Below are 23443 nucleotides of genomic sequence, written 5' to 3' on the forward strand. Positions count from 1 at the left end.
GCTTAAAGCCCGATTAAGGGGTATCAACGTAAAATTTGTAGCGATAGTCCAAGGTGGCGGATCGGTTGCCTTGGGCGTTTAACTCGATATGAAACTGATACGTTTCTTCATCGTCAGCCGCAAAGGTAGCAATGTAGTAAATCGCCTCACCTTCACGTATTTCCTTGAAGTCTAGCTCACGGCTGTTGCCAACGAGGTTTTTCACGCTTCCTGTTAAGGTCGCACTGACCGCCGGTTTGCCGAGCTGCATTTTATCAAGCACGGCGATATTCACTAGTCCGCGGTAGCCACTTCGCGTGATGTCGTACTGCTTTGCGATCTCTGGGGTTAAAAAGGTCGTCGAAATCGTGTTGTAGTGCACTTCGAGCTCACCCACCTCTTTGTATTGTCCTGACCACGCTGACAGCGAGAATAGACTCAGAAAACTGACCAGCATTACCGTAAATGTACGCATAATTCTTCCTTGTTGTCGTGCGAGTCGCCTCGCCTGAATACGGATAATTGACGATGAGTGATCAGTGGGGAAGATACGGGGTTAGCCAATCAGGAAGCTGTTGGGGCGCATCAATCTGCACTTGCTTGTGTCGATTTGTTAACCCGTGGGTCACTGTCACATTGCTTTTTGCGATCTTACACTGCTTGGCAAGCCAGCGGCATAAATAGGCATTGGCTTTGCCATCTGTCGGTGGTGCTGTGATGGCGATCTTAAGCGCATCGCCATGCTGGCCCAGACACTGGTCTCGGCTTGCTTTGGGTTGTACGTACAGGCGCAATGTGATTGCGCCTGTCTCAGTATCAACACGGACGGGCATTACAGCGCGTACCACACTGGGCCGAGAAAATCGCCAATCAGCATATTGATAAACTGTAACGCAATAAACACCACCAAGATGCTTAAATCGAGCCCGCCAATCGGTGGGATGACGCGACGTACCGGCGCACACACGGGCTCAGTCAGTTGGTGGAACACGTATTCAACCGGATTATTCCCTTGGCTGACCCAGCTGAGAATGGCGCGCAGAATCAGCACCCAGAACAGCAGCTTCCCGGCGGCTTTTAGGAGTGCGATGGCGGAGAAAATAAACATGCCACCACTTAGCGTCAATGGATTACCCGCCACCAGATCGAGTACGGCAAACTTCGCGACCATTAACAGGTAGCCAAAAAGCACGGTAGCGAGATCTAAGCTGCCCAGTGATGGGATCAGACGGCGTAGCGGTCCGACAACAGGCTGGGTTGCTTTCACCACAAACTGGGAGAAAGGATTATAGAAGTCGGCGCGGGCTAATTGTAGCCAAACGCGCAACAGCACCACCATGATGTAAAGATCAAACGCGGTGTTGATCAGAAAGGTCATTGCATTCATATCGTCGCCTTAGTGATTAAAATTCTTTTTCCATTTGTTCGGCACGGCTAACTGCCGCTTGCATGGCTTGCGCGACAATATCACCGATCCGGTTTTCGTCAAACACACGCAATGCTTCAGCGGTTGTGCCTCCTTTGGAGGTCACCTGTTCGCGCAGAGTGCCTAATCCGATATCTGGGTTGGCTACCACCATTTGCGCAGCACCAAGCGCCGCTTGTTGCACCAAACGACGTGCGGTGTGGTCGTCAAAGCCTTGCTGCATCGCTTCTTGCTGCATGGCTTCCATAAATCGGAAGAAATACGCGGGTGCGCTGCCGGCTGCCGCAATCACGCCATTGATGTCAGATTCTTGGTTGACCCAGCAGATCTCACCGACAGCTTGCATGAGTGCGCCCGCATAATCACGATCCTCATTCGACACGGTAGGGACGGCGTAAAGGCCACTCATCCCTTGTCCAACTAAAGAGGGGGTATTGGGCATCACACGAACGAGGTTGAGTTTTGTGCCTGCCATCGCCATCAAGCGATCGGCATGGATCCCTGCGGCGATCGAAATCACTAATTTGTTTTGCCAATCGACGTCAGTCAGCGAGGCGAGCACTTGCGCCATCAGCTGTGGCTTGACCGCTAATACCACCACCTCAGCCCCTTGGCATGCGGCAAGATTATCGGCGGTGGTCTGAATACCCAACTCGGCCTGCAAGCCGCTATTCGGCGAGGCACTTGGTGACGCCGCCGTGATCGCTGAGGCTGGGTAGCCCGATTGAATTAAGCCCGCGATAATGGAGCGAGCCATGTTCCCTGCGCCAATAAAAGTCAGTGCGCGATGTTCCATGAATGACGTTCCTATTGTTGGTGGTACCTGATGCTGATAACCAGCACGTCACGTGTCGTTCTATTTTCTTTTTCTCGCTGCGCGTTAGCGTTTTTCTCGCGCCCCAAATACCGCAGTCCCAATTCGTACCATGGTGCTGCCGGATGCAATCGCTGCTTCCATGTCGCCGCTCATCCCCATTGATAGCGTATCGACACTCTCGTACTTTGCTTTTAATGCTGAAAACATGTCAGCCAAAGGGGCGAAAGCGGCACATTGTTGGGCATAGTCGGTTTCAGGTTGAGGAATCGACATCAACCCCCTTACGGTGAGATTCGGTAACTGAGCTATCGCCTCAACCAGCGCTTCGGCCTCCTCAAACGCGACCCCTGATTTTGACATTTCCCCGCTGGTATTCACTTGCACCAACACATTCAGGGCGGGTAAATGTGCGGGGCGTTGCTCACTCAAACGTTTAGCGACTTTTAAGCGGTCCACCGAATGCACCCAATCAAAGTGCTCGGCAATTTGACGCGTTTTGTTGGACTGAATGGGGCCAATAAAGTGCCATTCCAATGCGGAATGTGCGGCATGCTGAGCAAAATGCTGCACTTTTTCCACGCCTTCTTGTACGTAGTTTTCACCAAACGCGTGTTGTCCTGCCGCCAACGCTTCTGCGATGGCTTCGATGGGCTTGGTTTTACTCACCGCAAGCAATTGCACCGAACCTTCGGGTCGGCCGCATTTTTGCGTTGCGCGGTCTATGTGTTCCATGACCTGTTTAATGTTTTTCTTGATACTACACATACTTGATTCTGCGAGGAAAATGAATGGATATCACTGAGCTATTGGCCTTTAGTGTAAAACATAATGCGTCAGATCTACATCTTTCCGCGGGAGTGGCGCCTATGGTGCGGGTAGATGGCGATGTGCGCAAGTTGAGTTTGCCAGCGTTGAGCCATCAAGAGGTCAATCAATTGGTCTTGGATGTGATGAATGATAACCAGCAGCGTGAATTTCAAGCGCAGTTGGAAGTGGATTTTTCATTTCATATGCAGTCTGTGGGACGTTTTCGGGTTAATGCATTTCATCAGCAACACGGCTGCGCGGCGGTATTTCGGGTGATCCCCGAGACAGTCCCTAGTTTGGCGGATCTCCATGCCCCCGAGATTTTTGCGGATTTTGCTCGGCTCTCAAATGGATTAGTGTTGGTCACCGGCCCGACGGGCTCGGGGAAGTCCACCACATTGGCGGCCATGGTTGATCACATTAACCGCCACGCACCTAAGCATATTCTTACCATCGAAGACCCGATTGAGTTTATCCATCACCCGCAACAAAGTTTGATTAATCAGCGTGAAGTGAAGCGCGATACCTTATCGTTTCAACAAGCGCTGCGTTCGGCGTTGCGTGAAGATCCCGATGTGATTTTGGTAGGAGAGCTGCGAGATCTCGATACCATTAGTTTGGCGTTAACGGCGGCGGAAACTGGACATCTGGTATTCGGCACCTTGCATACCTCAAGCGCCGCAAAAACAGTCGACCGTATTATTGATGTCTTTCCCGGCAGTGATAAGCCGCTGGTCCGCTCGATGCTTTCAGCCTCACTGCGGGCGGTTGTGTCTCAGCAGCTGATAAAAACAGCGCAAGGTGGGCGCGTGGCCGCGCATGAAATCATGATCGCAAGCCCAGCGATTCGTAACCTCATCCGTGAGGATAAGGTGGCGCAAATGGTGTCGATGATTCAAACCGGCTCCAATCAAGGGATGCAAACCATGGAGCAAGCACTGGCCGATTTAGTCGGACAAGGGACGATCGCGCCTGAACAACGCGATCGCGTATTACGTGCGCTTTAGGAGGAAGCATGAAACTTAGTAGTGTGCTGGTGGCGATGCAAGAGCACACCGCCTCGGATGCGTATATTTCTGTGGATGCGCCTGTGATGTTACGGGTGGATGGACGCTTAAAACCTCTGTCTTCGCCGTTGTCGTTGGCGGCAATCAACGTCATGTTGAACAGTGCGATGAACGAGGAACAAAAGCAGCAATTTATTACCACGCGGGAAGCGAACTTTGCGGTAAAACGCAGTGTTGGGCGTTTTCGGATCAGTGCTTATTGGCAGCGTGATATGCCCAGTATGGTGATCCGCCGCATAGAAACCGAGATTCCGCGTTTGTCATCGTTAGGCACCCCAGTGGTGCTCGAAGAGCTTGCGATGCAAAAGCGAGGCTTGGTCTTAGTGGTTGGGGCGACGGGGTCGGGTAAGTCGACAACCATGGCAGCGATGATGGGGTTTCGTAATCACTATGGGCAAGGCCATATCCTAACGGTTGAAGATCCGATTGAATTTGTTCATGAGCATCAGCAATGCATTGTCAGCCAACGCGAAATTGGTATCGATACCCAGGATTATGAAACAGCGCTAAAAAATGCGCTCAGGCAAGCGCCAGATATGGTGGTAATTGGTGAAATACGAACGCCAGAAACCATGAACTTCGCGCTTCAGTTTGCGGAAACGGGCCATCTTTGCTTGGCCACCTTACATGCGAATAACGCCTATCAAGCACTGGAGCGGGCATTACACTTGATGCCTAAAGCACAGCGAGAGACCTTTTTGTTTGATTTGTCGATGAACTTAAAAGGTGTTATCGCTCAACAATTGGTACCGGGTGTGAATGGGGTTGGGCGGCATGGTGCCTTTGAATTATTGATCAATAACGCGCATGTGGCAGAGCTTATCCGTAATGGTGAACTACACGCGTTGAAAAAAGCCATGTTGAGCGGGGAGCATTTTGGTATGCAGACCTTTGATCAATCGCTGTATGCGCTTTATGTACAAGGGAGTATCAGCGAGGATGAGGCGCTGCGACATGCCGACTCGGCCAATGAATTAAAGTTGATGATCAAAACCGGTGCTAAGCACAGTGCGCCGGGCAGCGCACTGGATCATGTACGGATTGAAAGAGCGGGCTCGCTGGATTAATCGGCGTATTGGCGTTCAAACCAACTTTCGATAATCACCACCGCAGATTGTGCATCGACCGCGCCTTTTTGTAGCGCCTTATAGCCACCACGTTCAAACAATGCTGCACGGGCTTCTCGGGTTGAAAGCCGTTCGTCGTGCAGCTCGACAGGATAACCAAAACGCCCATGCAGACGGTTGGCAAACTTGCGGGCGCGCGGGGTGATGGTCTCTAGTGGTTCGCCATTCAAGTCAAGTGGCAAGCCGACCACCAAAACATCGGGTTGCCACTCTTTGAGTAATGACGCGATCTCTTCCCAATTGGGGATCCCATCGCGGGCTTTTAATGCACATAGAGGGCGTGCAGTTCCCGTTAACGATTGACCGATCGCAACGCCAATACTTTTGACGCCATAATCAAACCCAAGCACGGTGTGTGAAGTCATGCGTGTCCTATTTCTGAAGATAAATTCGCCGCGTTGATCCCCAGTTGATCAAGGGCTTTTTGCCAACGCTCACTAAGGGGAGTGTCAAAAATCACTTTGGGATCGGCTTCCAAGGTTAACCAGCTGTTTTCGGCTAACTCCAGCTCAAGCTGCCCGGGCTCCCACCCGGCATAGCCGAGCGCGACAATAAATTGGTCGGGCTGCTCATCGGTCCCCAAAATAGACAGTATGTCTTTGGAAGTAGTGACCGCAAGATCATCAGACAGTGGGATGCTCGTGCCAAAGCTTCGATCTGCACGGTGGAGCACAAAGCCGCGATCTTCCGACACTGGGCCACCAAACAGTACGGGTTGCGCCAGGCTATCTTTGGCTTGTGAGAGCGGAAGCTGGCGCTCAACCTCGATTTGGTCGAGCATTTTGCCCACCGAGATATTGATAGGCTGATTGATCATCAATCCCATCGCGCCGTCATCGTTATGCTCACACACGTAAATCACACCATGTTGAAAACGGCTATCGGTCATGCTTGGCATTGCGACTAAAAAATGATTTTTCAGATTCATATCGCCGTTCTCCCGTTGAGGCGCGTACTTTGAGTATGCGCTAAAAAAACAAAGTTAGGTGAAAATAGGCGCATTATATGCGCCCACTGACTTACCCTTGGCAACGTGTTGCAATAGCATCCATCAGCAAATCACCAATCGAGATATCATACGCTGCATCAATTTCGCGGATGCAGGTGGGGCTGGTGACGTTGATTTCAGTCAGCTTGTCGCCAATGACATCAAGGCCGACAAAAATTAAGCCTTTCTCTTTAAGTGTTGGCGCAACCGCGCGCGCAATCCCCCAATCGGTAGGGGATAAGGGGCGGGCTTCACCACGTCCACCAGCGGCAAGGTTACCACGTGTTTCGCCATCGGCAGGAATACGCGCCAAGCAGTACGGCACCGGCTCACCATCGACCACTAAGATACGTTTATCGCCATTGCTGATATCAGGCACGAAAGTTTGCGCCATGCAAAAACGGCTGCCGTGCTCGGTCAGGGTTTCAATAATTACCGACAGGTTCGGATCGCCTTGTTTGACTCGAAAGATAGATGCGCCGCCCATGCCATCGAGCGGTTTTAAAATCACATCGCCATGTTCGGCTTGGAATGCTTTGATCTCGTCGGCACGACGGGTCACTAATGTGGTCGGAGTGTGTTCTGGGAACCAGGCGGTATACAGCTTTTCATTGCAATCGCGCAAGCTCTGCGGTTTGTTAACAATCAATACTCCCGCCTGCTCGGCACGCTCGAGCATATAGGTCGCGTAAATGTATTCGGTATCAAACGGAGGATCTTTACGCATCAGGATGGCATCAAACGCACTCAGTGGCTGTGTTTGAGTGTGGGTAATTTGATACCAATCGTTCGGATCGTCTTGTAGCGAGACTTGATGGGTTTTCGCGTACGGCGCACCTTGCAACATCGACATATCATCCATGTTGATATAATGCACTTCCCAACCGCGTTTTTGTGCTGCCAACATCATGGCAAACGTGGAATCTTTTTTTACATTGATGGCCGAGATCGGATCCATCACTACACCAATTTTCATCTTGATTCTCCTGTTCGCCAACTAACCCAAATCACCGAAACGAACCTGCAAAGCGGTAATGGCCGTCAGTGCGGCGGTTTCAGTCCGCAATACGCGGGGGCCGAGTAAAATTTCTTTAAAGTCACAATCGCGCGTCATAGCGATTTCTTCATCGGACAGTCCCCCTTCGGGGCCTATCAACAAGCGTAGCTTCGATGGACGTTCTGGCAGCGTATTAATGGAATACGGGGCGCGAGGATGTAGGTTGAGCTTCAGTCCGGCAAAGGCTTCTTGGCTCCACGCCTCCAACATCATCACAGGACGAACTTCTGGGACGCGATTACGGCCGCTTTGTTCGCAGGCGCCAATGGCGATCTTTTGCCATTGTTGGCGTTTTTTCTCGAGTCGTTCTGCATTGAGCTTCACGCCGCACCGCGCTGATATCAGCGGAGTGATCACATTGACGCCCAGTTCGACCGATTTTTGAATGGTGAACTCCATTTTCTCGCCGCGCGAGATCACTTGTCCAAGCTCGAGGTCAAGTGGCGATTCTACACTGTGATCGTCTCGTGCACTGATGGTCACGGACACCTGTTTTTTAGTGACATCGCTTAAAGTGGCGGGAAACTGAGCGCCACTGCCATCAAAAAGCAGCACGGCTTGGCCTGGCTGCATGCGCAATACGCGTCCAATGTGATTGGCTGCATCGTCGGTGAGCGTCACATCGCCTTGCGATGGCAAAGGGTCTGGGTGATAAATTCGAGGAATACGCATAATGCTTGAGTTCCGTGATCAATAAGTTGCCAGTGTAACACGCTGTTCTGTGACTGGGAGGCTTGTGTTGATATGGGGACAGACACGAAAAAAACCAAGACGAGAAAAACGCGACTAGAGTACGGCAGACACCGGCATCAGCGTTTGGTGACAGCGTTTACATCGGTAGCTCGCCTCACCGCGTTGCACTTTATTGTGGCGCCGTACGGTCAAGGCCACTTCCCCGCAGTGGCACGCATAGGCAAACGTTTTGCCTTTAACGGCGGTAATATCGAGTTGATGGGTGGTGTTGGCTGGTGCCTGAAACACGGTTTCCATCAAGGTACGCCATTGTGAGCCGTGAGGCTTAACGCGTCCATACAATGCGAAGGTGACGAGGTGACAGACTTCATGCGGGATCACTTCCTCAAAAAACACGTGAGGAGACTGTTGAAGCAGCACGGGATTAAAACGCAACCGCCATTGGCTGGGATGCGCCGTGCCGGCGGCACGTCCCCGCAGCGACAGGCTAGTGTCGGGATAAGTCAGTTGAATACCGAGCTGGTGGTTGGCGGTGTCAATGCACTCGCGTACCCGTTCAAAAACGGCATCAGCCAGTGGTTCAGAGACTGCGGGCATGGCAATCGTTACCTCACTCGAGTTAACGTCTTGGGGTCATGTAACATGCGTCATTTAACACGTATCACACCTGGGTGATTAAAAAAGGGAAGCCGCTGCTTCCCTTCCTTTCTTTGCGCACAATGAGCGTTAGCCCAAGATTAACCAAGTTTAGCAAATTCGCGCAATAGCTCGGCTTTGTCGGTTTTTTCCCAAGGGAAAATATCACGACCAAAGTGACCATACGCGGCGGTTTGCTTATAAATCGGTTGTAGCAGATCAAGCATTTCCTGCAGACCGTATGGGCGCAAGTCGAAGTTTTCACGCACCGCCTTGATGATGATTTCAGGGGCCACTTTTTCGGTACCGAAGGTTTCGACCATGATAGAAGTCGGCTCGGCGACACCAATCGCGTAAGACAATTGGATTTCACAGCGGTCCGCCAGACCGGCAGCGACAATGTTTTTCGCCACATAGCGTGCCGCATAGGCGGCTGAGCGGTCAACTTTCGATGGATCTTTACCGGAGAATGCACCACCACCGTGACGGGCTGCACCGCCGTAGGTATCGACGATAATTTTACGGCCAGTAAGACCACAGTCGCCCATTGGGCCACCAATTACGAAACGACCGGTTGGGTTGATGAAGTACTTGGTTTCTTTGGTCAGCCATTCGGCAGGAAGAACAGGCTTGATAATCTCTTCCATCACCGCTTCACGTAGGGTCTCGGTAGAGACGCTGTCGCAATGCTGAGTAGAAAGCACAACCGCATCGATGCCGACGATCTTGCCGTTGTCGTACGCAAAAGTGACCTGACTTTTGGCGTCTGGACGCAACCAATCTAGGGTGCCATCTTTACGCGCTTGCGCTTGGCGCTCGACCAAACGGTGCGAGTAAGTGATCGGGGCAGGCATAAGGACATTGGTTTCGTTGGTTGCGTAACCAAACATAATGCCTTGGTCGCCTGCGCCTTGATCTTTGGGATCGGCACGGTCAACACCTTGGTTAATATCTGGCGACTGCTTACCAATGGTGTTGAGCACCGCGCACGAGTTGGCATCAAAGCCCATGTCTGAGTGCACATAGCCAATGTCGCGAACCGTTTGGCGTGTCAGCTCTTCAATATCGACCCACGCTGAGGTGGTGATCTCGCCGCCGACCATTACCATGCCGGTTTTTACATAGGTTTCGCAGGCAACGCGCGCTTTTGGATCTTGCTCAAGAATTGCATCCAAAACGGCGTCTGAAATTTGGTCTGCGATTTTATCTGGATGGCCTTCAGAGACAGACTCTGAAGTAAACAGGTGCTTAGCCATGTGACACTCTCATTGTTTATCAAGAATACCGACGATACGAGGCGAAATCGATCGCCGATCATCTCAGATGTTTTAACTTCTAGACGTCTATTCTATTCGTAATTGTGACAAACGCAAGCAAGTTGATGCATAGCGCTATCTATCTAGGTATAGCAAACGATTGCGCAGACAGGCGTTATTCGACAGCTACAGGCATAACATCATCGGCCATCTGAGCATCTGTCCACGCTTTGGGAGCGCGAGTGATAAATCGCTCCACCAGTGTTTCTATGCGCAAAGGCAGTCGCCCCGAGGCGCTATATAATCGAATCGGTACCGCGGCCGACTGCCATTGTGGCAAACAGCGGATAATCTTGTCTGGATGATGCGTCTGATACCCTTCAGCATTCCATGTGGGTAGCAGGCCCACACCTTGTCCGTTGGCAATCGCATCGATTTGAATCGCAACCATATCGCAGTTAAACCGGCTGGGAAGCGCGCTCAAATGATAGGGAGCCTGATGGGAATGAAACAGTGTGAGTCCACGTCGGCGCAACGCAAACACATCCAGCCAAGCTTGATCATCTAATGCGGAGGGGTGTGAAAACGGACCATGTGCCTGAACATACGCGGGCGAGGCGTAAATGCCGTAGTGCCAGTGACCCAGTGTTTGGGTGCGACAATTGCTGGGGAGCATCACATCGTCGGCCCAGATAACAATGTCAGCCGCTTGGATACGCTGTGCACTCAGCTCACTGGTTAAGGTGATGGACACTTTGGGATGCTCGGTTAAAAAATGATTCAGTAAAGGACCAGCCCAGCCACGCATGAGCGCCGGATGGCAAATGACTTCAATCGGCCCTTTTAGCTCATTATTCAGACCGTGAATGGCTTCTTGGCTTTCCTCAGCCAGGGCCAAAATTTGCGAGCAATAGCGCGAAAAGGTTTCGCCGGCTTTAGTGAGTACCAACCGATTTCCCTGCCGTTGGGTTAACGCTTGGCCAAGGTCACTTTCTAATTGTGCCAGCCGCCGACTAATGGTCGATTTGGGCTGGTGGAGTGCGTCAGCCGCTGCGGTCAAGCTTTGATGGCGGCAAAGGGCATCGAACGCACGGATAGCGGCAAGGTCCTGCATACTTCCTTATCCTATTTTCCTTTTTTATCAGTAAGATGAAATAAATGCTTGCTTATTTCACGTTCTAAAACTGGAACAAGTTGTTCCAGTTTTAGGGCTGGGTTTCCTTACTCTAATATGAATAATTCTCACTAATCAAATGATAATTATTATCAAATAATGGAGTAAGATATGTCTAGTCGTCTTCGTCCCGTTGTGGTTGGGATGGTATTAGCGGGAATGCCTATAGCCTCACTTTTTGCCGCTGAGGCAGCCAACACGGAAACCATGGTGATCACCGCCTCTGGGTTTGAGCAGGTGACTGCCAAAGCACCTGCCAGTATTAGTGTGATCAGCCGAGATCAGTTAGAAGGGCGTTACTATCGTGATGTGACCGACGCATTAAAACGGGTACCGGGTGTGGTGGTGACTGGCGGTGGTGATACGACGGACATCAGTATTCGCGGCATGGCTTCAAAATATACCCTGATTTTGGTGGATGGCCGACGAACCTCAAGCCGTGAAACGCGCCCTAACAGTGACGGCCCGGGTATTGAGCAGGGGTGGCTGCCACCGCTGCAAGCGATTGAACGCATTGAGGTCATTCGTGGCCCTATGTCAACCCTGTATGGCTCGGATGCGATTGGGGGGGTTATCAATATTATTACGCGTCGTGGTGAACAAGATTGGCACGGTAACGTGCAGCTGAGCACCGTGATGCAAGAAAACCGCGCATCGGGCGATGAGCAAAGCGCGAACTTTTACCTATCAGGCATGTTAAGTGACAAGGTAGGATTGAAACTGACGGGTCAAAACACGCAGCGCCAAGAAGATGATATCCAGTACGGCTATGAAGATAAGTCATTACGCTCTTTATCCACCACCTTGACTTACGATCATAATGATTTGCACCGTTGGGAGCTTGACCTCGGCGTCAACGCACAAGATCGCCGTGGTCATGTCGGCCGCTCCGTACCGAGTGACGATAGCCTTTGTCGCGGCAGCTGTGAGAACAGCAATAATGAATATCGGCGTCAGTCGATAGCCGTCAGCCACAAAGGGAATTGGGACTGGGGATGGTCTGACAGCCATTTGCAATACGAGCAGAGTCGGAATAAAAGCCGCGAAATGACCATCGAAAATACCGAATTTAAAACCAGTTTAGTGCGTGATTTCGAGGCGCATACCCTGACGGTTGGTGGCTCTGTTGTCTATGCGAAGTTGGAAGATTTTACCTCCAACCAAGCGTCGACCAAGACCAGTATCGATAATACGCAATCAGCGATTTTTGTTGAGGACGAATGGCGCGTCTTGGAGCCGTTGAGTGTGACTTTAGGGCTTCGTGTGGATCACGATGAAAACTACGATTACCACGCCAGTCCTCGCCTGTATGGGGTTTATCAAGTTACTGATAACTGGATACTAAAAGGTGGGGTGGCGACAGGCTTTAAGTCTCCGCAGCTTCGCGAAATTACGCCTAACTGGGCCCAGGTGAGCCGTGGCGGTAATATCTACGGTAACCCCGACCTTGACCCTGAAACATCCGTGAATACCGAGCTGAGCCTCAACTATCAAGGGGATAACGGCATCACGGGGTCGATTGGTGTGTTCCACAATGACTTTAAAGACAAGATCACCCGTGTGACGTGCCCCGATACCGTATGTACTGCGGGACCAAACAAATGGGGCTCGGATCCAACTTATCGTGTCAATGTGGATGAAGCGGTTACCCAAGGGGTGGAAGCGAGTATTTTCGTGCCCATCGGTGATACGGTGGATGTAAGTGCCAGCTACACCTATACCGACTCGGAACAAAAAACCGGTGAATATAAAGGGCAGCCACTTAACCAGATCCCGACATCGCTAGCGCATGGTGAAGTGAATTGGCAAGCGACCGAAAAACTCAACCCATGGGCGAGCGTGACTTACCGTGGTAAAGAAATGGATCCGGTAACGGGCCCATCATCGCGCAGCAATATCGAACCTGCGTATACCATGGTGGATGCTGGGGCGAACTACCAACTGACCGATGCCATTGAGTTGCAAGGGGCGATATACAATCTGCTGGATAAATCGCTGGACTATGACGACTACGGTTATATCAGCGATGAGCGTCGCTACTGGGTAGGGATGAATATCCACTTCTAAGGAAGCTCCGACCTGTCTGTCTCTTTTATCCGGGATAGAGACAGCGATAACACTGCCGCGCCCGTTTTGGCCTGTTGCCAAACGGGCGTTTTTGGATGGGATAGAGTGATCAGGCACGTGATTGGCCTCACATAAGACGTGCGTCTTTTACGTGCTTGAGATACACTGGGCGGCGTTGTCAAACGAGCACCGATGGACATGACACTAAGAGTCGCAATTAATGGATTTGGTCGCATAGGTCGCAGTGTATTGCGCGCCTTGTATGAAAGCGGCAAACAGGATCGCATCCAAGTGGTGGCGATCAATGAACTCGCGGAACCAGAAGCGATGGCCCACCTGCTGCAGTATGACTCCAGCCATGGGCGTTTCGGGTGGCCGGTGTCTTTCAATCAAGAACATCTGTTCGTTGCTACTGACAGCATTCGTCTTCTTCACTTATCCGAACTCCACCTTTTGCCTTGGCGCGACCTTGATGTCGATATTGTGCTCGACTGTACCGGTACATTCGGCACGCGCGCCGATGGTGAGGCTCACATTGCCGCGGGGGCGAAAAAAGTACTGTTTTCCCATCCCGCCAGCCAAGATGTCGATCGTACGGTTATTTTTGGTGTGAATCACGAAGCACTAACCAGCGATGATCGTATCGTCTCAAACGGTTCTTGTACCACCAACTGCATTGTGCCTGTGATTAAAGCGCTGGATGAGCACTTTGGCATTGAGTCAGGCACTATTACCACGATTCACTCGTCGATGAATGATCAACAAGTGATCGATGCCTACCATACCGATCTGCGTCGCACACGTGCGGCAAGTCAGTCTATTATTCCGGTAGACACCAAATTACATGTCGGGATTGGTAGGATTTTTCCGAAATTTTCTGACAAGTTTGAGGCGATCTCGGTCCGAGTACCGACGATAAACGTGACAGCGATGGATTTAAGTGTCACTGTACGTACTAAAGTGAAAGTTAATGACGTAAATCAAGCTCTGCAAACCGCATCTCGATGTACATTAGACGGTATCCTGGATTATACCGAAGCGCCCTTGGTGTCGATTGACTTCAACCATGACTCACACAGCGCCATTGTCGATGGGTCACAAACGCGGGTGAGTAACCATCAGCTGATTAAAACGCTGGTTTGGTGTGACAACGAGTGGGGTTTTGCCAACCGAATGTTGGATACCACCCTTGCCATGGCAGCGACAACGCAGTAGCCAGCAAGTGGGGGTATCGCCCTGATTAAGTCAGTTTCAATTTGCAACCTTATAGAGAGGACCTTATGTCTGTAATTAAGATGACCGACTTGGATCTTGCCGGAAAGCGTGTCTTTATCCGTGCAGACCTCAACGTGCCAGTGAAAGATGGCAAAGTCACATCTGACGCGCGTATTTTGGCGTCACTACCAACCATCAAGCACTGCCTGGCGGCAGGTGCGAAAGTGATGGTGACCTCTCACCTTGGCCGTCCTGAAGAAGGCCAGCCTGAAGACAAATTCTCGCTACAGCCTGTTGTGAACTACCTTGACGATGCATTGGATTGCAAGGTTAGCTTGGCCAAAGACTACCTGAATGGTCTTGAGCTTAATGCCGGTGAGCTGGTGGTTCTGGAAAACGTACGCTTTAACAAAGGCGAGAAAAAGAACGACGAAGCTTTATCAAAACAATACGCTGCTTTGTGTGATGTGTTTGTGATGGACGCATTTGGTACTGCACACCGTGCGCAAGCTTCGACTCACGGCGTGGGTATGCATGCACCGATTGCCTGTGCAGGTCCACTACTGGCGAACGAGCTAGACGCACTGGGTAAAGCGATGGACAACCCTGCGCGCCCAATGGTGGCGATTGTGGGTGGTTCAAAAGTATCGACCAAATTGACTGTGCTGAAATCTCTGTCAACCGTGGCGGATCAGCTCGTTGTCGGTGGCGGTATCGCCAACACCTTTATCGCTGCAGCCGGTCACAATGTAGGCAAGTCTCTTTACGAAGCAGACTTGGTCGAGACTGCGAAATCACTGATGGAAGAGTGTCATATTCCAGTGGCAACAGATGTGGCGTGTGCCAAAGCGTTTGATGAAAACGCAGAAGCTGAGATCAAGCGTGTTGAAGACGTGCAAGACGATGACATGATCTTCGACCTAGGCCCAGAATCTACCCAAGCACTGGCTGACATTCTGAAAAATGCCAAAACCATCCTGTGGAATGGCCCTGTAGGCGTGTTTGAATTCAAGAACTTTGAAGCGGGCACTAAGGGTATTTCACAAGCGATTGCTGAGTCAGAAGGCTTCTCTGTCGCCGGTGGCGGTGACACCTTGGCTGCCATCGATAAGTTTGGCATCAAAGCTGACGTATCATACATTTCCACAGGTGGCGGTGCGTTCCTCGAGTTTGTTGAGGGCAAACCACTACCAGCGGTAGAAATGCTAGAAGCACGTGCCAAAGACGCGTAATTGACGTGATAAAACGGGAGCGATGTCTCCCGTTTTCGCATTCGTTTGACTACAATAGGCCGAGTCGTAAACGATTGCACCATTTCTAGTTAAGGTGCTGTGGCACCTTCACGAAGTTTAAGCAAAGACAACCCGAGTTAATAGGACGAGAGCCATGTCTAAAGTTTTTGATTTTGTAAAACCTGGCGTTATCTGGGGCGATGACGTTCAGAAAGTATTTAAAGTCGCCAAAGAGAACAAATTTGCGCTGCCAGCAGTCAACGTGGTGAACACTGACTCTATCAACGCTGTGATGGAAGCCGCTGCAAAAGTAAAAGCACCGGTTGTTATCCAGTTCTCAAACGGCGGTGCTGGCTTCTTCCCAGGTAAAGGCCTGAAGCTAGACGGTCAAGAAGCTCAAATCAAAGGCGCAGTAGCGGGTGCAAAATATGTACACGCGATGGCTGAAGTCTATGGTGTGCCTGTGATCATGCACACTGACCACGCGGCGAAAAAATTGCTGCCATGGATTGATGGTCTGCTAGACGCCGGTGAAGCTTTCTACAAAGAACACGGTAAACCTTTGTTCTCTTCTCACATGATTGACCTGTCTGAAGAGTCACTGGAAGAGAACATGGAAATCTGTGCTAAGTACCTAGCGCGCATGGACAAAATGGGTATGACGCTGGAAATCGAACTGGGCATCACCGGTGGTGAAGAAGATGGCGTGGACAACAGCGATGTTGATACCGCCGATCTTTACACCAAGCCAGAAGAAGTTGCCTACGCGTACGAGAAACTGTCTGCAGTTAGCCACCGTTTCACCATCGCCGCTTCATTCGGTAACGTACACGGCGTTTACAAGCCAGGTAACGTGGTTCTAAAACCAACCATCCTGCGCGATTCTCAAGCTTACTGTGCAGAGAAATTCGGTCTAGCACCAAACGCACTGAACTTCGTATTCCACGGTGGTTCGGGTTCTTCACAAGCAGAGATCGAAGAGTCTATCGGTTACGGTGTGATCAAAATGAACATCGACACCGATACCCAGTGGGCAACCTGGAACGGTATTCGTCAATACTACCAAGAGAACGAAGCCTATCTGCAAGGCCAAATCGGTAACCCGAAAGGCGATGACCAACCAAACAAAAAATTCTATGACCCACGCGTATGGCTACGCAAAGGTCAAGAATCTATGGTTGCCCGTCTCGAGCAAGCATTCTCTGACCTTAACGCGATTGACGTACTGTAAGTATCGTTTCTCCGGTCATCAAAACCCGCCGTTTGGCGGGTTTTTTTATACCTGATTGGGTACCACTTCGGACACGTCGCCTATAACTGTCTCAGTTTCGTGCTACAAAGCTAGACACAAGTAGGCCAAAGCCTGTTAGCATAGCGTTATCATTGATGGTCCAAAAAGAGGGACAAGGGAATGAGTGAGGAAAACGCGGTAGTAGAAGGCGCTAAGTTTGCGCAAACATGGTTTGTCGATCACCAAGATCTATTGATCCAGTATGGCGTGAACATCTTGTCTGCGTTACTGATCCTAATTATCGGTAACTTCGTGGTGAAAGGCTTGGCCAATTCACTGGCTGCGGTGATGCGTAAGCGTCAAATGGATAACGCGGTGGTGGAGTTTATTCACGGCTTGGTGCGTTATCTGCTCTTTATCATTGTATTGATTGCCGCGCTCAGCCGGATTGGGGTACAAACCGCGTCTGTCATCGCGATTCTCGGTGCGGCAGGTTTAGCGGTAGGCTTGGCCTTGCAAGGATCACTAGCCAACTTTGCTGCTGGTGTCTTAATTGTTACCTTTCGTCCATTTAAATCAGGTGATTACGTCGAATTGGCAGGCGTTGCCGGTTCGGTCGAGTCGATTCAAATTTTCTCCACAGTATTGACCACGCCTGACAATAAGATGGTGGTGGTGCCGAATGGCTCGGTGATCAGTAGTCCAATCACCAACTACTCTAAACATGCGACACGTCGTATTGACTACACCATTGGCGTGTCTTACAACGCGGATCTGAAAAAGACCAAAGCCATTTTAACCGAGGTGGTGACCAATCATCCTCTGGTTATGAAAGATCCTGCACCGACAATTGGTGTCATGACGCTGGCGGACTCATCCGTGAATTTTGTGGTTCGCCCTTGGGTGAAAACCAGCGACTATTGGAGCGTGTATTACGAGCTGCTGCAGTCGATGAAAGAAGCTTTGGACGAGCACAATATTGAGATCCCATTCCCGCAGATGAGTGTACATATCAACCGCGGTGATTTGAGTGAATAACTTGCGCTTTAACGTTGATCATCAAACGGCACCCAATGGGTGCCGTTTTTTTATCCTGCGACGAGGCGCGTGTATAAACCTAAAGCGAGTTTTATCGCGACAAAAAGCATCATACTGGCCATTAAGATATCGAGCAGGCGGCGAATCGACGGGGTAGATAGCCAAGGAGATAAGCGCGCCGCCCCTGCGGATAAGCCATAAAACCATAAGCAAGAGCCGAGTAATGCGCCCACCGTAAAGGCAACACGCTCATCAAAGGCAAACTGTCCCCCAATGGCACCTAGGACAACGACTGTATCTAAATAGACATGTGGATTGAGTAGCGTCACGGCTAGTGCGCCGATAATCACGGCACGTCGACCTCGGCTCATCGTGGGCGTGGACACATCGTTCTCGACAGGCTGGCGAGCATTTTGAATAAATTGCCATGCATACATAGTTAAAAATGCGATGCCGGCTAATGTAATGGTGTTGAGCAACACCGGATAGCTAGCCAGTAGTGCGCCTCCGCCAAAAATACCACTTGAAATCAGTATGATATCGCACAAAAAGCAAATGGAAGCGGTGGTCATATGATGTTCACGGCTGATCCCTTGGTTAATCACGTAGGCATTCTGTGCGCCGATAGGAATAATCATGGTTAGGCTTAGCCCCAAGCCTTGGAGTGCCACAAAAAAACTACTCACGGTTTGATCCTTTTATCACGAGGTATGACTCCCACTTTAAGCAGGGATGGCTATTAAGTGAACTTAATTATATTTATGGTTAATTAGTCTAACTTATGGGGGTGTGAATGGACTATCGAGGCGTAGAAGCGTTAGACGCGGTGATCACCTTAGGGGGATTTGAGCGTGCCGCTGCGGCGTTGTTTATTACCCAATCGGCGGTCTCGCAGCGGATCAAACAACTGGAGCGACAAATTGCGCAGCCTGTGATGGTTCGCGAGCAGCCACCTCGGCTGACACCGATTGGGCAGCGTTTACTGGGTTTGTACCGGCGTGTTCAGCTTTTGGAGCAAGAGACATTGCCAGAGCTTGCTCCAGACGCGGATGGCTCCGTACTCTCGGTATCAATTGCCACCAATGCTGATAGCCTCGCGACATGGTTGCTACCGGCTCTCGCCCCCTTGTTAGCCTCGCAAGCGATTGATCTCAATTTGCTAGTTGAAGATGAGAGCCGCACCTTGAAACGGATGCGAAGTGGTGAAGCAATTGCAGCCATTAGCACAGACTCCACACCCATGCATGGATGTGATTGCCTGTATTTGGGTCGCATGGACTATAGCTGTGTGGCAACCCCTGCATTTTCACAGCGATATTTCTCCCAAGGGATTGATAGGGAGGCCTTAATGGCGGCACCCGCCGTCATTTTCGATGCGCATGATGATATGCACGCGGACTTTCTTGCGTCCCATTTTGCGATGCCTGCCGCTGGGTGGCGGCGTCATATTGTTCGCTCGTCTGAGGCCTTTGTCGCGATGGCAAGTAAAAGCATGGCGTACTGTTTAATACCCCGTTTAATGGTATTAAAGCAGCTCGAGGAGGGGACTTTGATCGATGTGATGCCGGGTAAAGTCGAGGCCCGTCATCTTTATTGGCACTATTGGGCAATGGAAAGTGGTGTGTTATCGGAAATGACCCATGCTTGCCAACAAGCGGCACAGCGTGCATTAGTGCAATCTTAACCGGAAATTGACCGAACACAGGGAGCCTTTTGGCTCATCGAGAGTCTTACCTGAGTGTCAGTAAAATCGTGAACCCATTTAAGGAGACCGTATGCGTAAACTCAAAGCAATGGTGCTGTTGACCAGTGCACTGGTGATGGCGCCTGCCGCCATGGCTAATATCGATTTTCCCCATCTTGAAATCACAGGGGTCGGTGAAGTGACAGCCAAGCCAGATATGGCGATGATCCATGTTGCTGTAGTATCAGAAAGAAAAAGCGCCAAAGCCGCTAAACTCGCTTCGGATAAGGCGGTGGCTGAGTTTATCAACCGATTGAATAAGCAAGGCGTTGCGCGTGAACAAATAGAAAGTGCGCATATTAACCTGTCACCACGTTATCAGTATCCCAAAGATAAAGCCCCAGAATTAACGGGTTACCGCGCTGAGCGTCAAGTGACGGTGACCTTAAATGATCTCACTAATCTAAACGCGGTGCTGGATGGTGCGTTAGGCGATGGTATAAACCGTATTAGTCATATTCAACTGACGAGCAGTGATTATGCCGCGTTAGAAGCGAAAGCCCGAGAGGCTGCGGTGAAGGATGCACGTGAAAAAGCAGCCGCACTGGCCGAGAGTTTAGCGATGAAGCTGGACGGCGTATGGCAGATTCGCTATCGCTCAAGCTCGCCTCGCCCGGTCATGATGCAGGCTGAAATGCGCGGCGCCAACGCGGATGTGGCGGCCAGTTATCAAGATGCGACGATGGAAGTGCGTGATCAAGTGGATATTATTTTTCGTCTTGACGATTAATCCTGCATCACTTCATTAATAAAAAGGGCGCCGATGGGCGCCCTCTTTGATGCTAACTAAGCAGTAGTTACGCGGTTGGGTTCACCGGCTTACCTTTTCCATCTTCTGCTTGGTCGCTTTGCGTTTGTTGGCGACGAGCAAGGCGTTGTTCCCAATAGTCTGCATTCTTAATCCCTAATTTCACAGGATCAAACGTGTAGGTCTCAACCCCTTTCGCTTGTTGTTCTTCATAGTCTCTAAGCGCTTTGAGTGCCGGTTTACCAATAAAGAAGATAATGATAATACCGACAATGTTGAGCCATGCCATCAGGCCGACACCAGCATCACCAAATGCCCACGCCAGGTTCGCGCTACGTACGCACCCATAGAACACTGCTGACATCAGCACAATTTTAAGCGCAAACATCATACCGGGCACTTTGAAGGTACGGCGTAAGTAGGCAACGTTAGTTTCGGCAATATAGTAGTACGCCAAGATAGTTGTGAATGCGAAGAAGAACAGTGCAAAGGCGATAAAGGGTTTACCTAGGCCTGGCATTGCTTGCTCGATAGCCAGCTGCGTAAACTCAGGGCTGTTTGCTGCGACAGATGACGCGAGGTTTTGCACGATAAAGGCGTCACCCGCACCGTGAACGTTATAGGCACCGGTAATGATGATCATAAACGCGGTGGCAGAACAAACTAACAGGGTGTCGATATAGACGGAGAATGATTGCACTAAACCCTGCTGTGCTGGGTGCTCGACGTTGGCAGCGGCGGCGGCATGAGGGCCTGTTCCTTGTCCGGCTTCGTTAGAGTAGACACCACGCTTTACACCCCAGCCAATCGCTGCACCGGCACCTGCCATCGGTGTAAAGGCATCGCCAATGATCATAGCAACTACACCAGGGATCTCGCTGATGTTCAGCAAGATGATCACGAACGCAATGATGATGTAAGCAAGCGCCATAAATGGCACAACGATTTGAGTAAAGTGGGCAATACGCTTTACACCACCAAAAATGATGAAGCCAAGTACAACCGAAATAAAGGCACCGGTGATGACTTTCGACACCTCTAGGGCGCCAAACATCGCGGTATCAACCATAGCACCAGAACCAAAGGCGGTTTCTACTGCGTTACCAATGGCGTTGGATTGCACGCCCGGCAGCATCACACCACATGCAAGTAGGGTCGCGAACGCAAATAAAATGGCGTACCACTTTTGACCTAACGCTTTTTCAAAGTAATAGGCCGGACCACCGCGAAACTCACCGTTATCCTCTTCTTTATAAATTTGTGCGAGGGTTGACTCTGTATACGCGGTAGCCGCACCGAGAAAGGCGACGACCCACATCCAGAACACCGCACCTGGGCCACCAAACCCAATTGCGGCAGCAACCCCTGCGATATTACCGGTACCGACACGTCCCGAGAGTGAGACGGCGAGTGCTTGGAAGGACGAAATCCCTTTTGCTGAGCTTTTATTGGAGAAGAGTAAGCGCCACATTTCTGAAAAGTGACGGACTTGTGCGAAACGCGTCAAAATGGAGTAGAACAGGCCGGCACCCAAGCAGGTGTAGATCAGCGCTGGACTCCAAATGATGCTGTTTAAGAAATCGACAAACGATTGCATAGTGAGTTCCTTCTACTGTGTTTGCATCATGTTGTTTTTTTATCCACCCGCATCTTAAACTGATTTGGTGCTCAATTGTTAATATTTTGTGTCATTTGACTTTTTGATGTGTGAATCTGATCGTTTTGTGTTCAGAAAAATAGGCGGGATAACAAAACAAAAGGAGGCCTTATGCGGCCTCCTTCATATAAGCGATGGACAATCAAGCAGTCTCAGCAGGTAAGGGCTGTCTAGCTCTTTTTACGCTTTTTCGGCTTTTTAGCAGAAATAGCTTTTTTACCGGTTTGCTTCTTCTTTTTCTTCTTATGCTCTGCTTTTTTATGTTTTGGCTTCAGGCCATCAATGGTTCGCTCTTTAACATCTTCATCCATGTAGCGCGAAATACGTTCCATCATCGGCTGATCATGGGCTTCTACCAATGATAAGGCCGAGCCTTTTTTACCCGCGCGTGCGGTGCGACCAATGCGGTGTAAGTAGACATCCGCGGTACGCGGTAAGTCGTAGTTAATCACGTGAGTAATATCTGGCACATCAATACCGCGTGCGGCGACATCGGTGGCCAGTAAGACGTTCACTTTACCTTCACTAAACCGGCTAATTGCATTGTTGCGTTTGGCTTGCTGCATTTCACCTTGGATCCACGCACAATCCAGTTGTTGTGACTGCATGTAATCACGCAGATCGGCTAAACGCTCGCGTGTTTTGACAAACACAATGGCGCGCTCGGCTTGCTCGGTAAGAATATGTTTCAGCAAGGCGCGTTTATGCGCGAGATCGTCACAGCGGTGATACCACTGGGTGATTTTTTTGCGCTCCCGGCGGGGTGGCTCCACATTGATCAGCTCAGGGTCGGTCAACAAGTTTTCGGTAAATCCAGTGACGCCGCGACCTTCAAGTGTGGCGGAAAACAACATGGTTTGACTGCGACGCTGACATTCATCAGAGAGACGGTTTACCGCACTGGCAAATCCCATATCGAGCATGCGGTCGGCTTCATCTAACACCAAACACTCGATGGCGCGACAGTCGAAGCGCTCTGCCTCAATGTACTCCATGAGTCGCCCCGGTGTGGCGACAACGATATCCTGTGTTTTGCCTAACTGTTCTGCATGATCTTGATAAGAAATACCACCGGTGATGGTGAAAATCTTGAGCTCAGTATTGACTGCCAAGGCACGCGCTTCGTCAGCGACCTGAATCGCGAGCTCTCGGGTGGGGGTCAAAATCAGCACGCGCGCCGGTCCAGGCTTTTGGCGAGGAAAGTCGAGCAAGTGCTGTAGCATCGGCAACAAGAAGGCGGCGGTTTTGCCTGTACCTGTTGGCGCAGAGGCTAAAATGTCGCGTCCATCCATCCCGTGGGGGATAACCTCGGATTGGATAAGCGTTGGACGTTGATAGCCCATATCGTCGAGGGCACTGAGCAATTCAGGATCGAGCTCAAGTTCGGCAAAGCTTCGCACAGGGTTGTTCTCCAAGGACAGTTAAGAGCGGCATTATATACGTAAATCGCGCCGATATGCAGAGTATCAGTAAATAGATCATAC

At 50.6% G+C, this 23443-nt stretch carries 24 protein-coding genes; 9 read left to right on the top strand and 15 right to left on the bottom strand.

What is annotated here, in order from left to right; genetic code table 11:
* Positions 1 to 13: 13 nt before the first annotated feature.
* The 5 genes from E8E00_RS01765 to E8E00_RS01785 all read right to left on the bottom strand — a co-directional run bounded on the left by E8E00_RS01765 (position 14) and on the right by E8E00_RS01785 (position 2987).
* On the bottom strand, positions 14 to 454 hold the full coding sequence (locus tag E8E00_RS01765; RefSeq protein ID WP_069591168.1) for a DUF4426 domain-containing protein: 441 nt from the start codon (positions 452 to 454) through the stop codon (positions 14 to 16).
* Between the two features lie 61 nt (positions 455 to 515).
* Complete coding sequence (locus tag E8E00_RS01770; RefSeq protein ID WP_096629934.1) at positions 516 to 812, bottom strand: DUF167 family protein; 297 nt, start codon at positions 810 to 812, stop codon at positions 516 to 518.
* Positions 812 to 1366, bottom strand: coding sequence for a YggT family protein (locus tag E8E00_RS01775; RefSeq protein WP_077677951.1), 555 nt, complete (start codon positions 1364 to 1366; stop codon positions 812 to 814). Before E8E00_RS01775 ends, E8E00_RS01770 begins: the two co-directional genes overlap by 1 nt.
* 16 nt (positions 1367 to 1382) lie before the next feature.
* Positions 1383 to 2201, bottom strand: coding sequence for a pyrroline-5-carboxylate reductase (proC, locus tag E8E00_RS01780; RefSeq protein WP_077457418.1), 819 nt, complete (start codon positions 2199 to 2201; stop codon positions 1383 to 1385).
* A gap of 84 nt (positions 2202 to 2285) precedes the next feature.
* Positions 2286 to 2987: a YggS family pyridoxal phosphate-dependent enzyme gene (locus E8E00_RS01785; RefSeq protein ID WP_096629931.1), complete on the bottom strand. Its 702-nt coding sequence runs from the start codon at positions 2985 to 2987 to the stop codon at positions 2286 to 2288.
* 23 nt (positions 2988 to 3010) lie between these two features.
* Between E8E00_RS01785 and E8E00_RS01790 the strand changes: the two genes are divergently transcribed.
* Positions 3011 to 4036 (top strand): type IV pilus twitching motility protein PilT, encoded by a 1026-nt coding sequence (locus E8E00_RS01790; RefSeq protein ID WP_069591174.1) that lies wholly within the window; start codon positions 3011 to 3013, stop codon positions 4034 to 4036.
* Between the two features lie 8 nt (positions 4037 to 4044).
* A complete protein-coding gene (locus E8E00_RS01795) occupies positions 4045 to 5163 on the top strand; it encodes a PilT/PilU family type 4a pilus ATPase (protein WP_096629928.1) in 1119 nt (372 codons plus the stop codon).
* On the opposite strand, the gene ruvX is transcribed toward E8E00_RS01795, so the two are convergent.
* The 7 genes from ruvX to E8E00_RS01825 all read right to left on the bottom strand — a co-directional run bounded on the left by ruvX (position 5160) and on the right by E8E00_RS01825 (position 10967).
* Positions 5160 to 5588 (bottom strand): Holliday junction resolvase RuvX, encoded by a 429-nt coding sequence (ruvX, locus tag E8E00_RS01800; RefSeq protein WP_069591176.1) that lies wholly within the window; start codon positions 5586 to 5588, stop codon positions 5160 to 5162. The two genes, E8E00_RS01795 and ruvX, sit on opposite strands and share 4 nt — an antisense overlap.
* Positions 5585 to 6151 carry a YqgE/AlgH family protein gene (locus tag E8E00_RS01805; RefSeq protein ID WP_069591178.1) on the bottom strand — a complete coding sequence of 189 codons (567 nt, stop codon included), beginning with the start codon at positions 6149 to 6151 and terminating at the stop codon, positions 5585 to 5587. The genes ruvX and E8E00_RS01805 overlap by 4 nt, the downstream gene beginning before the upstream one ends.
* Before the next feature lie 91 nt (positions 6152 to 6242).
* Positions 6243 to 7187 carry a glutathione synthase gene (gshB, locus tag E8E00_RS17105; RefSeq protein ID WP_096629925.1) on the bottom strand — a complete coding sequence of 315 codons (945 nt, stop codon included), beginning with the start codon at positions 7185 to 7187 and terminating at the stop codon, positions 6243 to 6245.
* A 21-nt stretch (positions 7188 to 7208) separates the two neighbouring features.
* Positions 7209 to 7940, bottom strand: a complete 732-nt coding sequence (gene rsmE, locus E8E00_RS17110) for a 16S rRNA (uracil(1498)-N(3))-methyltransferase (protein ID WP_069591180.1) — start codon at positions 7938 to 7940, stop codon at positions 7209 to 7211.
* Between the two features lie 114 nt (positions 7941 to 8054).
* On the bottom strand, positions 8055 to 8558 hold the full coding sequence (locus E8E00_RS01815) for a SprT family zinc-dependent metalloprotease (RefSeq protein WP_096629922.1): 504 nt from the start codon (positions 8556 to 8558) through the stop codon (positions 8055 to 8057).
* 140 nt (positions 8559 to 8698) lie between these two features.
* Positions 8699 to 9853, bottom strand: a complete 1155-nt coding sequence (gene metK, locus E8E00_RS01820; protein ID WP_069591183.1) for a methionine adenosyltransferase — start codon at positions 9851 to 9853, stop codon at positions 8699 to 8701.
* A 175-nt stretch (positions 9854 to 10028) separates the two neighbouring features.
* Positions 10029 to 10967, bottom strand: a complete 939-nt coding sequence (locus E8E00_RS01825; protein WP_096629919.1) for a LysR family transcriptional regulator — start codon at positions 10965 to 10967, stop codon at positions 10029 to 10031.
* 171 nt (positions 10968 to 11138) lie between these two features.
* Between E8E00_RS01825 and E8E00_RS01830 the strand changes: the two genes are divergently transcribed.
* The 5 genes from E8E00_RS01830 to E8E00_RS01850 all read left to right on the top strand — a co-directional run bounded on the left by E8E00_RS01830 (position 11139) and on the right by E8E00_RS01850 (position 17810).
* Positions 11139 to 13094, top strand: a complete 1956-nt coding sequence (locus E8E00_RS01830; RefSeq protein WP_096629916.1) for a ligand-gated channel protein — start codon at positions 11139 to 11141, stop codon at positions 13092 to 13094.
* 198 nt (positions 13095 to 13292) lie between these two features.
* Positions 13293 to 14309 carry an erythrose-4-phosphate dehydrogenase gene (epd, locus tag E8E00_RS01835; protein ID WP_077640949.1) on the top strand — a complete coding sequence of 339 codons (1017 nt, stop codon included), beginning with the start codon at positions 13293 to 13295 and terminating at the stop codon, positions 14307 to 14309.
* Positions 14310 to 14374: 65 nt separating this feature from the next.
* Positions 14375 to 15541, top strand: coding sequence for a phosphoglycerate kinase (locus tag E8E00_RS01840; RefSeq protein ID WP_077457402.1), 1167 nt, complete (start codon positions 14375 to 14377; stop codon positions 15539 to 15541).
* A 154-nt stretch (positions 15542 to 15695) separates the two neighbouring features.
* Positions 15696 to 16772 carry a class II fructose-bisphosphate aldolase gene (gene fbaA / locus E8E00_RS01845; protein WP_096629913.1) on the top strand — a complete coding sequence of 359 codons (1077 nt, stop codon included), beginning with the start codon at positions 15696 to 15698 and terminating at the stop codon, positions 16770 to 16772.
* A gap of 180 nt (positions 16773 to 16952) precedes the next feature.
* Positions 16953 to 17810 (top strand): mechanosensitive ion channel domain-containing protein, encoded by an 858-nt coding sequence (locus E8E00_RS01850; protein WP_096629910.1) that lies wholly within the window; start codon positions 16953 to 16955, stop codon positions 17808 to 17810.
* A 50-nt stretch (positions 17811 to 17860) separates the two neighbouring features.
* Here the strand turns inward: E8E00_RS01850 and E8E00_RS01855 are convergent, their stop codons facing one another.
* A complete protein-coding gene (locus tag E8E00_RS01855; RefSeq protein WP_096631513.1) occupies positions 17861 to 18448 on the bottom strand; it encodes a LysE/ArgO family amino acid transporter in 588 nt (195 codons plus the stop codon).
* Between the two features lie 155 nt (positions 18449 to 18603).
* On the opposite strand from E8E00_RS01855, the gene E8E00_RS01860 reads away from it, so the two are divergent.
* Both E8E00_RS01860 and E8E00_RS01865 read left to right on the top strand, forming a co-directional pair.
* A complete protein-coding gene (locus E8E00_RS01860; protein WP_096629907.1) occupies positions 18604 to 19494 on the top strand; it encodes a LysR family transcriptional regulator ArgP in 891 nt (296 codons plus the stop codon).
* A gap of 91 nt (positions 19495 to 19585) precedes the next feature.
* Positions 19586 to 20284, top strand: a complete 699-nt coding sequence (locus tag E8E00_RS01865; protein ID WP_096629904.1) for an oxidative stress defense protein — start codon at positions 19586 to 19588, stop codon at positions 20282 to 20284.
* 67 nt (positions 20285 to 20351) lie between these two features.
* Here the strand turns inward: E8E00_RS01865 and E8E00_RS01870 are convergent, their stop codons facing one another.
* Complete coding sequence (locus tag E8E00_RS01870) at positions 20352 to 21899, bottom strand: sodium:alanine symporter family protein (protein ID WP_096629901.1); 1548 nt, start codon at positions 21897 to 21899, stop codon at positions 20352 to 20354.
* A gap of 230 nt (positions 21900 to 22129) precedes the next feature.
* A complete protein-coding gene (gene srmB, locus E8E00_RS01875) occupies positions 22130 to 23359 on the bottom strand; it encodes an ATP-dependent RNA helicase SrmB (protein WP_096629898.1) in 1230 nt (409 codons plus the stop codon).
* Positions 23360 to 23443: the final 84 nt, after the last annotated feature.

Origin of the sequence: Salinivibrio sp. YCSC6 (genome assembly GCF_004916735.1) — a bacterium.
Taxonomy (GTDB): Bacteria; Pseudomonadota; Gammaproteobacteria; order Enterobacterales; family Vibrionaceae; genus Salinivibrio; species Salinivibrio proteolyticus.

What these genes read in the sequence shown, in the direction of transcription:
- E8E00_RS01765 (WP_069591168.1), bottom strand. Translation starts at nt 454, where the DNA reads ATGCGTACATTTACGGTAATGCTGGTCAGTTTTCTGAGTCTATTCTCG.
- E8E00_RS01770 (WP_096629934.1), bottom strand. Translation starts at nt 812, where the DNA reads ATGCCCGTCCGTGTTGATACTGAGACAGGCGCAATCACATTGCGCCTG.
- E8E00_RS01775 (WP_077677951.1), bottom strand. Translation starts at nt 1,366, where the DNA reads ATGAATGCAATGACCTTTCTGATCAACACCGCGTTTGATCTTTACATC.
- proC (WP_077457418.1), bottom strand. Translation starts at nt 2,201, where the DNA reads ATGGAACATCGCGCACTGACTTTTATTGGCGCAGGGAACATGGCTCGC.
- E8E00_RS01785 (WP_096629931.1), bottom strand. Translation starts at nt 2,987, where the DNA reads ATGTGTAGTATCAAGAAAAACATTAAACAGGTCATGGAACACATAGAC.
- E8E00_RS01790 (WP_069591174.1), top strand. Translation starts at nt 3,011, where the DNA reads ATGGATATCACTGAGCTATTGGCCTTTAGTGTAAAACATAATGCGTCA.
- E8E00_RS01795 (WP_096629928.1), top strand. Translation starts at nt 4,045, where the DNA reads ATGAAACTTAGTAGTGTGCTGGTGGCGATGCAAGAGCACACCGCCTCG.
- ruvX (WP_069591176.1), bottom strand. Translation starts at nt 5,588, where the DNA reads ATGACTTCACACACCGTGCTTGGGTTTGATTATGGCGTCAAAAGTATT.
- E8E00_RS01805 (WP_069591178.1), bottom strand. Translation starts at nt 6,151, where the DNA reads ATGAATCTGAAAAATCATTTTTTAGTCGCAATGCCAAGCATGACCGAT.
- gshB (WP_096629925.1), bottom strand. Translation starts at nt 7,187, where the DNA reads ATGAAAATTGGTGTAGTGATGGATCCGATCTCGGCCATCAATGTAAAA.
- rsmE (WP_069591180.1), bottom strand. Translation starts at nt 7,940, where the DNA reads ATGCGTATTCCTCGAATTTATCACCCAGACCCTTTGCCATCGCAAGGC.
- E8E00_RS01815 (WP_096629922.1), bottom strand. Translation starts at nt 8,558, where the DNA reads ATGCCCGCAGTCTCTGAACCACTGGCTGATGCCGTTTTTGAACGGGTA.
- metK (WP_069591183.1), bottom strand. Translation starts at nt 9,853, where the DNA reads ATGGCTAAGCACCTGTTTACTTCAGAGTCTGTCTCTGAAGGCCATCCA.
- E8E00_RS01825 (WP_096629919.1), bottom strand. Translation starts at nt 10,967, where the DNA reads ATGCAGGACCTTGCCGCTATCCGTGCGTTCGATGCCCTTTGCCGCCAT.
- E8E00_RS01830 (WP_096629916.1), top strand. Translation starts at nt 11,139, where the DNA reads ATGTCTAGTCGTCTTCGTCCCGTTGTGGTTGGGATGGTATTAGCGGGA.
- epd (WP_077640949.1), top strand. Translation starts at nt 13,293, where the DNA reads ATGACACTAAGAGTCGCAATTAATGGATTTGGTCGCATAGGTCGCAGT.
- E8E00_RS01840 (WP_077457402.1), top strand. Translation starts at nt 14,375, where the DNA reads ATGTCTGTAATTAAGATGACCGACTTGGATCTTGCCGGAAAGCGTGTC.
- fbaA (WP_096629913.1), top strand. Translation starts at nt 15,696, where the DNA reads ATGTCTAAAGTTTTTGATTTTGTAAAACCTGGCGTTATCTGGGGCGAT.
- E8E00_RS01850 (WP_096629910.1), top strand. Translation starts at nt 16,953, where the DNA reads ATGAGTGAGGAAAACGCGGTAGTAGAAGGCGCTAAGTTTGCGCAAACA.
- E8E00_RS01855 (WP_096631513.1), bottom strand. Translation starts at nt 18,448, where the DNA reads ATGATTATTCCTATCGGCGCACAGAATGCCTACGTGATTAACCAAGGG.
- E8E00_RS01860 (WP_096629907.1), top strand. Translation starts at nt 18,604, where the DNA reads ATGGACTATCGAGGCGTAGAAGCGTTAGACGCGGTGATCACCTTAGGG.
- E8E00_RS01865 (WP_096629904.1), top strand. Translation starts at nt 19,586, where the DNA reads ATGCGTAAACTCAAAGCAATGGTGCTGTTGACCAGTGCACTGGTGATG.
- E8E00_RS01870 (WP_096629901.1), bottom strand. Translation starts at nt 21,899, where the DNA reads ATGCAATCGTTTGTCGATTTCTTAAACAGCATCATTTGGAGTCCAGCG.